Genomic DNA, 14,215 nt, shown 5'->3' on the forward strand with positions numbered 1-14,215 from the left:
GTCAAATGAAGGAGGCGTGAATGATGAAAGCTAGAGTGATTTATAATCCAACATCAGGAAAAGAAGTCTTGAAAAAGAACTTGCCAGATGTCCTAAACATTCTGGAATGTGCTGGCTATGAAGCCAGTGCTTTTGCCACAACTCCCGAACCAGATTCTGCAAAAAATGAAGCGGCTCGGGCCGCTTTAGCAGGGTTTGATTTGATTGTTGCCGCAGGAGGCGACGGTACGATTAATCAAGTGATTAATGGTATTGCCCCATTAGAAAATCGTCCACGCATGGCTATTTTGCCTGGTGGTACAACTAATGATTATGCTAGAGCTTTAAAAGTACCTAGAGATAATATCTTAGAAGCAGCTCGTGTCATTGCTAAAGGCCAAACAGTTCGTATGGATATTGGAATGGCAAATGATACCTACTTTATGAATATCGGTGCAGGTGGTTACTTGACAGAGTTGACGTATGAAGTGCCATCACGTTTAAAAAGTGTCTTTGGTTACTTGGCTTATCTTGTTAAGGGAGCAGAAATGCTACCTCGAGTTAAGCCAATTAATATGCGTTTAGTTTACGATGAGGGGGAATATGTTGGGCAAGCTTCAATGTTTTTCCTTGGTTTAACTAATTCAGTCGGGGGATTTGAAAAAATTGCACCAAATGCTCAGTTGGATGATGGAAAATTCTCGTTGATTATTGTTAAGACAGCTAATCTTGTAGAAATTTTACACTTAGCTGCTTTAATGATTCATGGTGGGAAGCATGTAGATGATCCACGTATTTTATATATTAAGACATCTAAACTATATACAGAAACACTTGATGAGGGTGTGGAAATGATGATTAACTTGGATGGTGAATATGGTGGAGATGCTCCAATGCAATTTGCTAATCTTCATCAACATATTGAAATGTTTGCTAATTTAGATGAGATATCAGATAATGCAGTAATAGGTCCAGTTGATGATGTTGTATCAGATGCCTTTGTCAAAGAAGTAGAGTTTTTAACAGATGAAGATATAAACGGAGATGGCCAAATTTCCTAGTCTCTGTGCTTTGAGGAATCAGTACGATGTGTGACTGATTCCTTTTTATAAGAAAGATAAGACAAAAAAATAACTAATAGAAGAGAGTATTATAATGAAAACATTACCCGTAGAAAAAAACCAGACACTTGTGGTCGAAATCATTGATTTGTCACATGAAGGTCTAGGTGTTGCAAAAGTTGATGGTTACCCATTATTTATCGAAAATACATTACCAGGGGAAGAAGCAGAAGTCTTAATTCTTAAAGCTGGTAAAAAATTCGGTTATGCTAAAGTAACAAACTTATTAAAAGAGAGCAAAGACCGTGTTTCAGATATTAATGAAACATTAATCCGTACAGGTATTGCACCATTACATCACATGACTTACGATGCACAATTAGCATTTAAAGAACAACAAGTCTCTAACGTATTTAAGCGTATTGCTAAAATGCCAGAAGTAAAAGTAGAGTCAATTATTGGAATGGATAATCCAGTGGAATACCGTAACAAAGCATCTATTCCTGTTCGTAAAGTGAATGGAGAATTAACAACAGGTTTCTTCCGTAAAAACAGCCATGATTTAGTAGCTTTAGAAGACTACTATATTCAAGATAAAAAAATTGATGAAGCAATTATTATCGTTCGTGATGTTATGGAAAAATATGGTGTAAAAGCTTATATTGAGTCTGAAAATAATGGTAATTTACGTCATATCATCGTAAAACGTGGTCATTACTCACACGAAATGATGATTGTATTAGTGACACGTACACCAAAACTTTTCAACTACGAAAAAATGGTTCAAGAAATTCACCAACAATTACCAGAAGTGGTATCAATTGTTCAAAATATTAATCCAGATGCGACTAACGTTATCTTAGGTAAAACAAACAAAACACTATTTGGTCAAAACTATATCAAAGATGAATTATTAGGAAAGACATACCGTATTTCAGCTCAATCATTCTATCAAGTTAATACCGTTCAAGCTGAAAAATTATATCAAACAGCTATCGATTTTGCAGAATTAAAAGCAACAGATACAGTTATTGATGCCTACTGTGGTATTGGAACAATCGGTCTATCACTTGCTGACAAAGTAAAAGAAGTTTATGGATTAGAAGTAAATCCAGATGCGATTTCAGATGCTAAGATCAATGCAAAATTAAATGATATTAATAACGTTAATTTTGAAGTAGGTAAAGCTGAATATGTTATGCCAGAATGGTTAGAAAAAGATATTCGTCCTGATGTTTTAATTGTTGATCCACCACGTAAAGGATTAGCATCAAGTTTTATTGAAACAGCTGTAGAAATGGCACCTAAGAAAATTGTTTACGTATCATGTAATCCAGCAAGTCTGGCACGTGATTGTGAGTTATTAGGCGCACAAGGCTATAAAGTAGAACGTGTTCAACCTGTTGATATGTTCCCACAAACACCTCATGTAGAGTGTGTTGCTTTATTAACTAAATAATACTAAAAACTATCCGCTAATTATTGACTAGCGGATAGTTTTTTATTTAAGAAGATAAAAAAAGAAGCAAACTAAGTGTTAACCTAGTTTGCTTCTTTTTCATCTTCTTTAGTATCAGCCTCAGTTGCTTCTGTTTGGAATTCTTCTGGGTGATACTCTTTATAGGATTTAGTCTCGTACAAATCAGTTGTTGATTTATTACCATTTTGGCTAAAGACACTTGTTGATTTAGATCCTTTTTTCTTCTCAATTGCTTCAACTTGTTTCAGTTGACCTTTGTAGTTGTAGTCAGTTGGAACGACTTCTTTTAGACCACTGTTATGGTAACGTAGTAAATCACCATTTGTTAGGCTATCAGAAGTGTCTAATTGTAATCGAACTTTTGCTTTTAATTCATCAATCTTAGCTTGTTGTTCCTCAGTAGGTTCAGTAATTTGTTCACCCGTGTTGTTATCATAAATTTTATCTTTTATAACGGTATATAGAGGGGTTATAAAGTTACCGTTTCTAAATGCTACTAATTGCTCATTGTCTTTAGAGAATAAGTCTTGTCCAAGCAATAAGTATTTAGAATTATCAATACCAACTAGATTTAATAAGGTAGGTAAGATATCTACTTGACCACCAAACGTTTTTTGTATACCACCATTTTCTTGTCCAGGAATGTGGAACATAAGTGGGATACGTTGTAATTGAGCATTTTCATAGGCATTCCAATCTTCTGCTGATTTACCTAAAAGTTCAGCTAAATCCGGGTTACGAGAATCAGAGATACCATAGTGGTCACCATAAAGGACAATCATAGATTTGTCATAGAGACCAGTTTTCTTTAAGTAGTTGAAGAATTCTTCAACTGATTTGTCAAGGTAGTTTGCTGTTGCAAAGTAACCATTAATTGTAGCATCTTTTGTTTGTGCTAGTGGGAAACCAGCATCATCACCTTTTAATTGTGAATAAGGATAGTGGTTTGAAACAGCAATCATCTTAGTGTAGAACGGTTGTTGTAAATGCTCTAAATATTGTACAGATTGGTTAAAGAAAGGTTTGTCATGTAACCCATATTGGAATGAGTTATTTTCATTAACATCATAGTAACTAGCATCAAAGAAGTAGTTATAACCTAAGTGTTTATATGTTTCATTACGATTCCAGAAAGTTCCTGTATTTCCGTGGAAGACAGCACTCGTATAGCCAGCTTCTTGACCTAAAATAGCTGGAGCAGCTTGGAATGTATTTTTACCACCTAGTTGTGTAAAGAGTGGTCCTTGGTTTAAACCAAAGAATGAGTTTTCAATTAAAGTTTCAGCATCACTTGTCTTACCAGATTTAACTTGATGGAAGGCATTTTCAAAGCTGAACGTTTCTTTACTGTGGAATAATTTATTTAAGAATGGTGTGACTTCATGTTCAACACCATTTTCGTCCTTCAATTTATAATCAATCATAAATTGTTGAAGACTTTCTAAATGAATATAGATAACGTTTTTACCTTTAGCAATACCAAACATATCTTTATTAGGTTCAGCACGGTGATCTTTAACGTAGTCCTCAATACTTACTACATCATTTTCACTTGCTTGTGCACGTGTTTGGTTGGCTTTGAAGGTTTGAACACCATCATAAGCTGTAAAGACGTTGATACCAAGATATTTAACAATATAGTCTCTTGAAAATGTACGTTTTAATAGTTCGGGACGACTTGCTTCAGCCATAGATAAGTTTCCTAGGAATAAGAAAACAGAGCAAGTAGTAATTGCCATTGCAAAACGAGCACGAACAGGTCGAGCATCAAGTTTAATTTTCTTAGTTGCGAGTAAAGCGATTAGGATAATTATGTCTATGAAGTAAACTAAGTCATAGATACGGAATAATTTAAATGTTGCAGCTCCAAGACCTGACGAAACTTTAGCAGCACCTAACATCGTGTTAATCGTGATAAAGTCAGTAAATTCACGGTAATAGGCAACATTCGAGAATAACAGAATGGTTGCTAAGGTATAGAGCACCAACATTGTTATGTAACTGGCTTTAGAGTTCTTTATATAAAGAGCAGCCGATAAGATAAAAATAGTTGTTGCAAATGGATTGATTAGTAAGATGAAGTACTGAAAGGCATCTTCAACACCTAAATTAAAATCAAAACTGTATGCAAAAATTGTTTTTACCCACATCAAGACAACAAGCAAGGCGAAGAAGCCAAAGCGTTTGTTTAACCAGTTAGGATAATAAGATTTTTTCAATTAAATAACTTCCTTTCGAAGAAAAATTTCATTTTAAATATATTAAGTAAGTAAAGCAGTTTAATCCTTATGCTTTACCTTCTATTTTACCAATTATACTAGTCAAATGTCAATTTGCAAGAAACGGTGTAAAAATATAGAAAATATTCATAATCTTAAGAGATACTTAGAGAATAGACGGCTTTTTCTTTTAAATAGTAGTAAATATGCTAAAATAGTAATCGTAAACAGAGTAGCATGCAAATGTGAAGAAATATATGTGAGAAATGAGAATAAATATGAAAAAAATAATGTTGAAGAATAAACATAGTAATAAAGTAAGAAATGGTTACCCATTAATTCAAAAAGAGGATTTACAAAATGTGTCAGATGCTAAGTTAGTTGGGCAGTGGGTAGAGTTTGTCTCTCCGAACAATGATTATGTTGGGACGGGTTACATTGGTGAGCAAAATAAAGGAATCGGTTGGGTAGTTTCTCATACTAAGGGTACTATCATTAATCAGGATTTTTTAGAGAAGTGTTTCCGATTGGCCGGAGAAAAACGTCACCATTTTAAAGTGAATGATCAAACCACTGCTTACCGTTTATTTAATGGTGAAGGTGATTATTTTGGTGGGATTACGATTGACATCTATAATGAGTATGCGTTGTTCTCTTGGTATAATGCGAGTATCTATAGCCATAAGAAATTATTTATTGATGCGTTTAAAGCTGTTTTCCCTGAAATCAAAGGAGCGTATCAAAAAGTTCGCTTTACTGAAAAAGGGTTAGCGGAATCTGAACATGTGTATGGATCAGAAGCCCCAGAGCCATTATTAGTGAAAGAGAATGGCGTGACGTATGCGACTTATATGAATGAAGGTATGATGACGGGTATCTTTTTAGATCAAAAAGAAGTTCGCGGTTTATTAGTAGATGGTTTGGCAACAGGTAAATCTGTTTTAAATACGTTTAGTTATACGGGGGCATTTTCAGTTGCTGCTGCAATGGGTGGCGCAAGTTCAACAGTCAGTGTCGATTTGGCAAAGAGAAGCTCACCTAAAACGAAAGAAATGTTTGAAGTGAATGGTTTAAGTTTAGATAATAATAAAATTGTTGTCATGGATGTTTTTGATTACTTTAGTTATGCAAAGCGTAAAGAGTTAGCGTTTGATATGATTATTTTGGACCCGCCCAGTTTTGCGCGTAATAAAAAGCGTACGTTTTCAGTCGCTAAAAATTATGGTGATTTAGTCGCTGAAGTTAGTGAGCTACTAACAAAAGATGGATTATTAATCGCATCGACCAATGCTGCAAATATTAGTTATGATAAATACGTCTCAATGATTGAAGAAACATTAAAAGCGAATGGAAAACGATTCAAACGATTAGATACCCACCGCTTACCACAAGATTTTGCGATTAATCCTAATTTTAAAGAAGGGAACTACCTTAAAGTTATTATTTATCAATTAAATTAGTTTATAAAAAGAGGATGGTGAAAGATGACGAGTAAGTTTCAGTTAAAAGCGTTTGCCCCTCCAAAAATATGTGTACCGTTAATGGTAAGTAAAACAAAAAAATTAATAGAATTGTGTGAACGATTAGTTTTTTACACTCCTGATTGTGTGGAGTGGCGTTTGGATTATATGACTGATTTATCAGATGAAACACTGAATCATTCGCTAATCGAAATGAAACGAATTTTACCAGTAGGGACTGCTATTCTTGCAACTTATCGAACGAAGCAAGAAGGTGGCGAAGGAGAAGCATTACCAAAGGAGTATCAAAAATTATGCGAAAGACTGATAACCAGTGGCGGAATTCATCTTATTGATATTGAGTTTAGTCAAGGTGACGACTGTGTGGCACATTTAATTGATTTAGCCAAAGAATACAATGTTATAAGTGTGTTATCGTATCATAATTTTAGTAAAACTCCCGATACAGAAACTTTAGATTATTTATTATCAAGAATGATTGCTAAGGATTCAGATGTTGTTAAGATTGCAACTATGGGAGAAAAAGCAACAGATTATCCGAGATTTTATGAGGTTATTAAGAAATGGGCTGAGGAGTATAAATCAGTACTATTTATTGCGCTTGTTATGGGTGTATTGGGTCAGCTAAGCCGACTTGAAGGTGAAAAATTTGGTAGTGTTATGACATTTGCTCGTTTAGGCGATGGGTCTGCACCGGGACAATATACTATAGAAGAAGTTAGGAGTTATTTAGATAATTCCAGCAGAGATTTAAATTAAGGAAGTGTAGAAGGTATGGCGAAAAAGAAAATTCAAAAAACAAATGCCATTAGGTTGTTAGACCAAAAGAAAATTACATATGCTGAACAAGAATTTGCTTATTCAGAAGATCATGTCGATGCTGTAACAGTAGCGCATACATTGGGTGAAGAAGAGGATGAAATTTTTAAAACATTAGTAACAGTCGGAAATAAAACAGGGCCAGTGGTAGCGGTTATTCCAGGGAATAAAGAATTAGATTTGAAACGTTTAGCGAAAGTCAGTGGTAATAAAAAAATTGAGATGTTACCACTAAAAGACTTAGAAGCAACGACAGGGTATATTCGTGGAGGCTGTTCGCCGGTGGGGATGAAGAAGCTTTATCCTACCTATTTTGATAGTTCGGCATTAGATCATGATAAGATACACGTATCAGCAGGAAGAAGAGGCTTACAAATGAGTGTTAATCCTAAAGAGTTGGGAGAACTTGTTCGTGCTAAGTTTGAAGATATTATTGTAAAATAAAGAATGCATTCCTATATATGGAATGCATTTTTCATTTCAATGAAAATGATTTTCTTGTTCCAGTTGTTGAAGTAATAGTTTTATAATGGTATCATCAAATTGAATTAAAGACTGTATTATAAAATGATAAAGTAGGTGATAGAAATTGACTATCTTTGAATTAATGCAAGCAAAGTTTCCCGAGTTTTCAGATAAAGAAAAGCAAATTGCAACTTATATTTTAGGGAATAGAGAAAGTATTAAAAATATCAATATTTCTAAATTAGCTGAAGTGACACATTCTTCACCCGCAACTATTACACGTTTTTCAAAAAAATTGATGTGTAATAATTTTGTAGATTTAAAGATTAAAGTAAATTCTTCCATGTCTCGTGACATGAAAGTAACTCAAAGTAATGATAAAGTAGATGATGTTTATAATTTTTACACTAAAGTGATTGAAAATACAAAACAAACAGCTAAAGTAGAAGAAATTCATGAAGTTGTTGAGGCAATAAAAAAAGCTGGTCGTATCTTGGTGTTTGGTGTAGGGAGCTCAGGTTTCACTGCGCAAGAACTGACACAAAGATTAGTTAGGATGGGATTGAATGCTAGTGCAATTACAGACCCCCATTTTATGATTATAAGTAGTTCTATTGTAACAGAAGATGATTTAGTAATTGGAATTTCTACATCAGGTGAAACGACTGAAGTTGTCAATGCAATTAGTTTGGCTAAAAATTCTGGAGCTAAAGTTATCAGTTTTACTAGTTTTTCATCGAGTAGTATAGCAAAGCTAAGTGATAGGAGTTTAGTTTCTTTTAGTAGTAAGTTTGTAGGAAATCAAAGATTTGTTAATTCACAGTTTGCGACAATGTACTTGATTGATGTTATTTCAACTGAATTATTAGAAAATGATAGTTTAAGTAAGAAAATGAACCGTACTATAAAAGTCATAACTAATCCAAATGATTTATCAATATAGGAATGGCGTTATGAAGAAAAGAGGTTTGTATGAGAAAATATGGGACACTTAATGATTCATCAAGTGAAGGACTAACAGAAAAGGTAAATATAGTGTTAGAATTTTTAAGAAATACTCCTGAAGAATTAACAGAATCACTAGAAGTAGCACCAGGAATCGTTCTTAATCCGATATCATTGGTGACTAAAGTTGAACAAGAGTGTTTATTTGAAGCACATGAACGCTTATATGATGTACACATTATTGTGTCAGGTGAAGAACGTATTTTAGTATCTCATAGAGAAAGCTTAAAAATAGTTACACCTTACAATCCTACCAATGATATTATGTTTTTAGAAGGTGATACTGAAAATGAATATATATTGAAAGCAGATGATTGGCTAGTTTGCTTACCAGAGGATGCTCATAAAGTAGGGATGGCACCAAATGATGAGTGTGTTCCGATAAAAAAGATAGTAGCAAAAATTACAGTATAAAAAAAGCACCCGTTTGGGCGCTTTTTTTATCTTTTTTTTGATTCGAACACTATTTTTTCTGGAAGTTCGAATTTAGTTAAATCTTCACCGTCAGATTTTAATGAATCTTGGAAATCTTCAATAGATAAGTCTAAACGACGAGAGATATCAAAAACACTGTGAAGCACATCATGGAAATACATACCATTTCCTTGCTCAAAGTAGTCTTTGAACTGGGCAGTATGAGAACCAAAACCTGTTTCAGATTCAAATTTTTTAGACTCTTCAATAAAGTCATTGAAGTGCGCTTTTGTATAGACTGTAAATTTATTATAAATAGTAATAGCTGTAGCTAAATCTTCTTGCCATTTAGAATATGGCTTTTTAGCTAACCCAGATTGAACTTCAATTAATTGAAATTGGTCGTCACGAATGTGTTGGGTCATTAACATATCTAAATTTAAATTTAAACCGGTATATGAAACATCGTCAAAGTTAAAGGCTTTTAATTCTTTTAATTCTTCTGCTAAACTTTCTGCAGTGAAATTACGATTTTCTAGTGTTTTATAAATCTTTTTTTGTTGGAACATTTAAACGCCTCCCGATATGATTTAATATAAAACTAATTATAAGTATATTATACCTTAATTGTATAATACCGACAATCACTAGATTTCAAGGAAATTAATAATTATAGTAGCTAGCGATCTCGGCAGCGTGTTTCCCAGCAACATGACCTGTAACGAATGCTGCGGTAATGTTGTAACCACCTGTATAACCATTAACATCAAGTACTTCTCCTGTAAAGAATAGACCTGCTATTTTTTTACTCTCCATGGATTTAGGTTGAACTTCTTTTAGAGAGATACCGCCACCGGTTACAAATGATTTTTCGATAGGCCATGTGCCGTTAATGCTGACGCGAAAATCTTTTACAAGTGAAATAAAGTCTAGCATGCTTTTTTCTTCCCATGATTTAATCGTCGCACTACTATCTATTGAGGCTTTTTCTAATAAGAAATCAAGATAGCGTTCAGGCAAGAATCCTTTAAGGGCATTTTTGATTGATTTTTGCTCATTGTCCAAACGACGGTTTTTAATATCAGTTAACAAATCCTCTTTATCCTTATTAGGTAAAGCATCTAAGCTTACTGTAGCAGTTGGATTTTTTTCTAGTTCGCGGTTGACGAACATGCTACAGCGTAGGGCAGCGGGACCCGATAAACCAAAGTGAGTAAAGAGTAAGTCCATTTCATGAGAGACAATAGGTTTGTTTTTTTCATTCAAGACACTTAATTTAATATCTTGTAGTGATAGACCTTGCAATGTTTTACTAGTAATGAATTTTTCTTTAGATAATAAAGGTGATTCCGTTGGGAAAAGAGGAGTCACCGTGTGACCTGTTTTTTTAGCGAAACGGTAACCGTCACCAGTTGAACCTGTATGGTCATAAGTACGGCCACCTGTTGAAACAATGACACAAGGGGCAACATGGCGTTCACCAGAGTCCAATTGAACACCAACAACACGTCCTTCGTCTGTTAAAAGACGTTTAACCGTCTCCTGTGTTAACACGTCAACACCTAAGTCTAGTGCGCGATTTAGCAAACAATCGACAATCGATTTTGATTTGTTTGTAACTGGGAACATTCTACCATGATCCTCTTCTTTTAAAGAGACACCATTTTCTTCGAAGAATGCCATCACATCATGATTGGTAAATTGAGAGAAAGCACTGTATAAAAATTTACCATTACCAGGGATATGCGCAATAATATCTTCAGGTGAGCGGTTATTCGTAACATTACAACGCCCGCCACCAGTCAAGAGTAGTTTTTTTCCGACCCGTTTATTTTTTTCTATTAATAAGGTTCTAGCACCATTTTCAGCTGCAGAGATGGCAGCCATTAAACCGCTGGTACCAGCACCGATTACAATTACATCTTTTGTCATTCTTCCTACCTCCGTATCGTTTTTAGTTTACCATGAATAGCTAGGTGTAAGAAAGCATCAATAGGAAGAAACACGTTTATTTTAGTAATTGGCTGTTTAATTGGTCTAGTTCATTTACATTTTTCAGATGTTACGGGTAACAAAATACAAAAAAACGACCAGACTTGGTAACTTTACTTGAAAAATACTGAAAAAAAACGTAAAGTAGTATGTGTTAAAGCAATTACATTATCCTTGAAGGAGGAACACAAAAATGTCACATATTAAATTTGATTATTCAAAAATGAGTTCTTTTATTGGTGAAAATGAATTAGGCTACATGCAAAGCCAAGTCTCTGCAGCTCATAAAGATTTACATGAAGGGACAGGTGCTGGAAGCGACTTTTTAGGTTGGATTGATTTACCAGTTAATTATGATAAAGATGAATTTGCTCGTATTAAAAAAGCAGCTGAAAAAATTCAATCTGATTCAGAAGTATTAGTTGTTATTGGTATAGGTGGATCTTATTTAGGAGCGAAAGCAGCTTTAGATTTCTTAAACCATTCATTCTACAATTTATTAGATGATTCAGAACGTAAAGCACCCCAAATTTTCTTCGCTGGTAACAGCATCAGCTCATCTTATTTAGCTGATTTAATTCATGTGATTGGTGACCGTGATTTCTCTGTAAACGTGATTTCAAAATCAGGGACAACAACAGAACCTGCCATTGCATTCCGTGTATTCAAAGAATTATTAGTTAAAAAATATGGTCAAGAAGAAGCGAATAAACGTATCTACGCAACAACAGATAAAGCTCGTGGTGCAGTTAAAGTAGAAGCAGATGCACAAAATTGGGAAACATTTGTTATTCCTGATGATGTTGGTGGACGTTTCTCTGTGTTAACAGCAGTAGGATTACTTCCAATTGCAGCTAGTGGAGCAGATATCGATGGTTTAATGCAAGGTGCCGCAGATGCTCGCACAGCTTACAGCAGTGATAAATTAGAGGAAAATGAAGCGTACCAATACGCAGCATTAAGAAATGTTCTTTATCGTAAAGGAAAAGTGACAGAACTTTTAATCAATTATGAGCCAAGCTTACAATACTTCTCAGAGTGGTGGAAACAATTATTCGGCGAATCTGAAGGAAAAGACCAAAAAGGAATTTACCCATCAAGCGCTAACTTCTCAACTGACTTACATTCATTAGGTCAATACATTCAAGAAGGGCGTCGTAATATCTTCGAAACAGTTATCAAAGTGGATAAAGCACGTCATAGTTTAACTATTCCAGAAATGGAACAAGATTTAGATGGTTTAGGTTACTTGCAAGGAAAAGAAATTGATTTCGTTAATACGAAAGCATTCGAAGGAACATTATTAGCACATACAGATGGCGATGTTCCAAACTTTGTTTTAACTATTCCTCAAACAGATGCTTACACATTAGGTTATTTAATGTACTTCTTTGAAATTGCAGTAGGAATTTCAGGCTACTTAAATAGCGTGAATCCGTTTGATCAACCAGGTGTTGAAGCATACAAGAAAAATATGTTTGCTTTATTAGGTAAACCAGGTTTTGAAGACTTACAAAAAGAATTAGAAGCACGTCTATAAAATAAAAGTTAAAAAACTCGCGAACTGCGGGTTTTTTTATTTTCTGTCAGTCCTAAGTATGAGAACTTGCAAGGGCTTTTATGGTAAAATAAAGAGGAAAGGCGGTGGAAAAGATGGATGAAAAAACAATGGACTTGTTTAAACAAGGAAAGTATTTTGGTGCGGTTAAAAATTATGTAGACGTGATTACAGAAGAGGCTAATAATATGCAACATGTAGCAGACCCGTTGTTCCAACAAGAGCAAGCTGAAATGTCTCATCACAGTAGTCCTAGAAATACTGGAGGACGTAATCTTAATGCAGGGATTCAGCAAAGAGGAAAAACTCACTCTATTAATCAAGGACGGACTTCTCATACTTCATTAACAGCCCATCAAAATAGTCGTATTCACCACAAAAAAACAGCAAAAAGAAAGCATCAAGAACTCAAGTCATTGCGACCACATCACCGACCGATAACGAAAGAATCAATTATTAAATTTGAACGTAATAGTTCAGTGGGATCGGTATCCTTTGCCTTACTGATGATCATAGTGCTGCTAGTTATCTTTATTTTTACGTTATAATTGAGGTGATAAGATGGGGTATCAGATGGAGCGTTTAATTGGATGTGGTTTTAAACTACCACACGACGGTATTCGTGGGAGTGTAAACTTAAAAGGAATGAATTTTGATTATCATTGTTTGGTTGGGGAGGGGCCCAAAAACCAGATGGTCGAAGTAGTAGGCTTTGAAATGAACCAGTTGTTGGTTAGACCAACAGAAACTATAAAAGAAAGAGATGTGAATTATATTGAGTATCGGTAGTATTATTTTATTAGTCGTTATTTTAGCACTAGTTGTATTTATTGTGTCAAAATCAATTATCATTGTGAAACAAGGGGAAGTAAAGGTAGTCGAAAGTTTTGGTAAGTATGTCAAAACACTTGAACCAGGCTTACATTTTTTAATTCCAATTTTATACAATGTTCATTGTCGTGTGTCATTGAAACAAACACCTTATGAAATCTCACCACAAAGCGTTATTACGAAGGATAATGTTATTGTTGAAGTAGATGAAGCACTTAAATTCCACGTAACAGATGTTCGTGCATTTGTTTATGATAATGAAGATTCAGTGATGTCTATGATTCAAGATTGCCAATCAAATTTACGTGGTATTATTGGTAAGATGGACTTGAACGAAGTGTTAAATGGAACAGAAGAAATCAATACAGCACTATACAATTCAGTAAAAGATATTACGGCAGGATATGGTTTAGCGATTGACCGTATTAATATCGGTGAGATTTCTGTTAGTGAAGAAATCATCCAATCGATGAATAAATTAATTACAGCAAGTCGTGACAAAGAATCAGCCATTACGATTGCTGAAGGTCAAAAACAATCTGTTATTTTAGAATCAGAAGCAAGAGCTTCTCAAATGGAGATTGATGCAGAAGCCCGTGCTAAACAAACGAAAATCGATGCGGCAGCTCGTGCTGAAAGAATGCGTATTGATTCGGAAGCCGAAGCAAAACGTGTTCAAATTTTAGCGGAAGCTGAAAAATTACGTGTCTTAACGGTTAACCAAGGGATTCAAGAGAGTCAAGTGGACGATAACTTATTAGCTTATTTAGGAATTGAAGCCTTCCAAAAAGTAGCTGAAAGTGATACAAACACTGTTATTATTCCAAGCAATATGACAGGTCTTGCGAATATCCCAGTAGCTAAAGAGTTATGGGATAAATCTAAATAATAAAAAACCTGCTCTAAATCAG

Annotated in this window: 14 protein-coding genes; 11 read left to right on the plus strand and 3 right to left on the minus strand. The window is 34.5% G+C overall.

Annotated elements, in window-relative coordinates; genetic code table 11:
• The first annotated feature begins 20 nt into the window (after positions 1-20).
• Both OL233_RS09060 and rlmD read left to right on the plus strand, forming a co-directional pair.
• Positions 21-1,040 carry a diacylglycerol kinase gene (locus OL233_RS09060; protein WP_275472000.1) on the plus strand — a complete coding sequence of 340 codons (1,020 nt, stop codon included), beginning with the start codon at positions 21-23 and terminating at the stop codon, positions 1,038-1,040.
• A 94-nt stretch (positions 1,041-1,134) separates the two neighbouring features.
• Positions 1,135-2,499 carry a 23S rRNA (uracil(1939)-C(5))-methyltransferase RlmD gene (gene rlmD / locus OL233_RS09065; RefSeq protein WP_275472001.1) on the plus strand — a complete coding sequence of 455 codons (1,365 nt, stop codon included), beginning with the start codon at positions 1,135-1,137 and terminating at the stop codon, positions 2,497-2,499.
• A gap of 83 nt (positions 2,500-2,582) precedes the next feature.
• On the opposite strand, the gene OL233_RS09070 is transcribed toward rlmD, so the two are convergent.
• Entirely contained in the window at positions 2,583-4,739 is a 2,157-nt protein-coding gene (locus OL233_RS09070) for an LTA synthase family protein (protein ID WP_275472002.1), read from the minus strand.
• A gap of 278 nt (positions 4,740-5,017) precedes the next feature.
• Here OL233_RS09070 and OL233_RS09075 point away from each other — a divergent pair, with 278 nt between their 5' ends.
• The 5 genes from OL233_RS09075 (at position 5,018) to OL233_RS09095 (ending at position 8,923) form a co-directional block, all read left to right on the plus strand.
• Entirely contained in the window at positions 5,018-6,199 is a 1,182-nt protein-coding gene (locus tag OL233_RS09075; RefSeq protein ID WP_275472003.1) for a class I SAM-dependent rRNA methyltransferase, read from the plus strand.
• A 24-nt stretch (positions 6,200-6,223) separates the two neighbouring features.
• The gene (gene aroD / locus OL233_RS09080) at positions 6,224-6,979 is read left to right on the plus strand and encodes a type I 3-dehydroquinate dehydratase (RefSeq protein WP_275472004.1); all 756 of its coding nucleotides are present in this window, start codon (positions 6,224-6,226) and stop codon (positions 6,977-6,979) included.
• 15 nt (positions 6,980-6,994) lie between these two features.
• Positions 6,995-7,483 carry a Cys-tRNA(Pro) deacylase gene (ybaK, locus tag OL233_RS09085; protein ID WP_275472005.1) on the plus strand — a complete coding sequence of 163 codons (489 nt, stop codon included), beginning with the start codon at positions 6,995-6,997 and terminating at the stop codon, positions 7,481-7,483.
• A gap of 145 nt (positions 7,484-7,628) precedes the next feature.
• Entirely contained in the window at positions 7,629-8,447 is an 819-nt protein-coding gene (locus OL233_RS09090) for a MurR/RpiR family transcriptional regulator (protein WP_275472006.1), read from the plus strand.
• Positions 8,448-8,476: 29 nt separating this feature from the next.
• A complete protein-coding gene (locus OL233_RS09095; protein ID WP_275472007.1) occupies positions 8,477-8,923 on the plus strand; it encodes a NanQ anomerase/TabA/YiaL family protein in 447 nt (148 codons plus the stop codon).
• Between the two features lie 26 nt (positions 8,924-8,949).
• Here the strand turns inward: OL233_RS09095 and OL233_RS09100 are convergent, their stop codons facing one another.
• Both OL233_RS09100 and OL233_RS09105 read right to left on the minus strand, forming a co-directional pair.
• The gene (locus OL233_RS09100) at positions 8,950-9,492 is read right to left on the minus strand and encodes a hypothetical protein (protein ID WP_275472008.1); all 543 of its coding nucleotides are present in this window, start codon (positions 9,490-9,492) and stop codon (positions 8,950-8,952) included.
• A gap of 94 nt (positions 9,493-9,586) precedes the next feature.
• Positions 9,587-10,855 carry a BaiN/RdsA family NAD(P)/FAD-dependent oxidoreductase gene (locus OL233_RS09105; protein ID WP_275472009.1) on the minus strand — a complete coding sequence of 423 codons (1,269 nt, stop codon included), beginning with the start codon at positions 10,853-10,855 and terminating at the stop codon, positions 9,587-9,589.
• Positions 10,856-11,108: 253 nt separating this feature from the next.
• On the opposite strand from OL233_RS09105, the gene OL233_RS09110 reads away from it, so the two are divergent.
• The 4 genes from OL233_RS09110 to OL233_RS09125 all read left to right on the plus strand — a co-directional run bounded on the left by OL233_RS09110 (position 11,109) and on the right by OL233_RS09125 (position 14,193).
• A complete protein-coding gene (locus tag OL233_RS09110; protein ID WP_275472010.1) occupies positions 11,109-12,455 on the plus strand; it encodes a glucose-6-phosphate isomerase in 1,347 nt (448 codons plus the stop codon).
• A 113-nt stretch (positions 12,456-12,568) separates the two neighbouring features.
• Complete coding sequence (locus tag OL233_RS09115) at positions 12,569-13,021, plus strand: hypothetical protein (RefSeq protein ID WP_275472011.1); 453 nt, start codon at positions 12,569-12,571, stop codon at positions 13,019-13,021.
• A 13-nt stretch (positions 13,022-13,034) separates the two neighbouring features.
• A complete protein-coding gene (locus tag OL233_RS09120) occupies positions 13,035-13,262 on the plus strand; it encodes a hypothetical protein (RefSeq protein WP_275472012.1) in 228 nt (75 codons plus the stop codon).
• Complete coding sequence (locus OL233_RS09125) at positions 13,249-14,193, plus strand: SPFH domain-containing protein (RefSeq protein ID WP_275472013.1); 945 nt, start codon at positions 13,249-13,251, stop codon at positions 14,191-14,193. The genes OL233_RS09120 and OL233_RS09125 overlap by 14 nt, the downstream gene beginning before the upstream one ends.
• Positions 14,194-14,215 lie beyond the last annotated feature (22 nt).

This window comes from Vagococcus proximus (assembly GCF_029143285.1).
Lineage (GTDB): Bacteria > Bacillota > Bacilli > Lactobacillales > Vagococcaceae > Vagococcus_D > Vagococcus_D proximus.

Bases quoted from the DNA above. Each gene is read 5' to 3' on its own strand.
- OL233_RS09060 (WP_275472000.1), top strand. From the start codon at position 21: ATGATGAAAGCTAGAGTGATTTATAATCCAACATCAGGAAAAGAAGTC.
- rlmD (WP_275472001.1), top strand. From the start codon at position 1,135: ATGAAAACATTACCCGTAGAAAAAAACCAGACACTTGTGGTCGAAATC.
- OL233_RS09075 (WP_275472003.1), top strand. From the start codon at position 5,018: ATGAAAAAAATAATGTTGAAGAATAAACATAGTAATAAAGTAAGAAAT.
- aroD (WP_275472004.1), top strand. From the start codon at position 6,224: ATGACGAGTAAGTTTCAGTTAAAAGCGTTTGCCCCTCCAAAAATATGT.
- ybaK (WP_275472005.1), top strand. From the start codon at position 6,995: ATGGCGAAAAAGAAAATTCAAAAAACAAATGCCATTAGGTTGTTAGAC.
- OL233_RS09095 (WP_275472007.1), top strand. From the start codon at position 8,477: ATGAGAAAATATGGGACACTTAATGATTCATCAAGTGAAGGACTAACA.
- OL233_RS09100 (WP_275472008.1), bottom strand. From the start codon at position 9,492: ATGTTCCAACAAAAAAAGATTTATAAAACACTAGAAAATCGTAATTTC.
- OL233_RS09105 (WP_275472009.1), bottom strand. From the start codon at position 10,855: ATGACAAAAGATGTAATTGTAATCGGTGCTGGTACCAGCGGTTTAATG.
- OL233_RS09110 (WP_275472010.1), top strand. From the start codon at position 11,109: ATGTCACATATTAAATTTGATTATTCAAAAATGAGTTCTTTTATTGGT.
- OL233_RS09115 (WP_275472011.1), top strand. From the start codon at position 12,569: ATGGATGAAAAAACAATGGACTTGTTTAAACAAGGAAAGTATTTTGGT.
- OL233_RS09120 (WP_275472012.1), top strand. From the start codon at position 13,035: ATGGGGTATCAGATGGAGCGTTTAATTGGATGTGGTTTTAAACTACCA.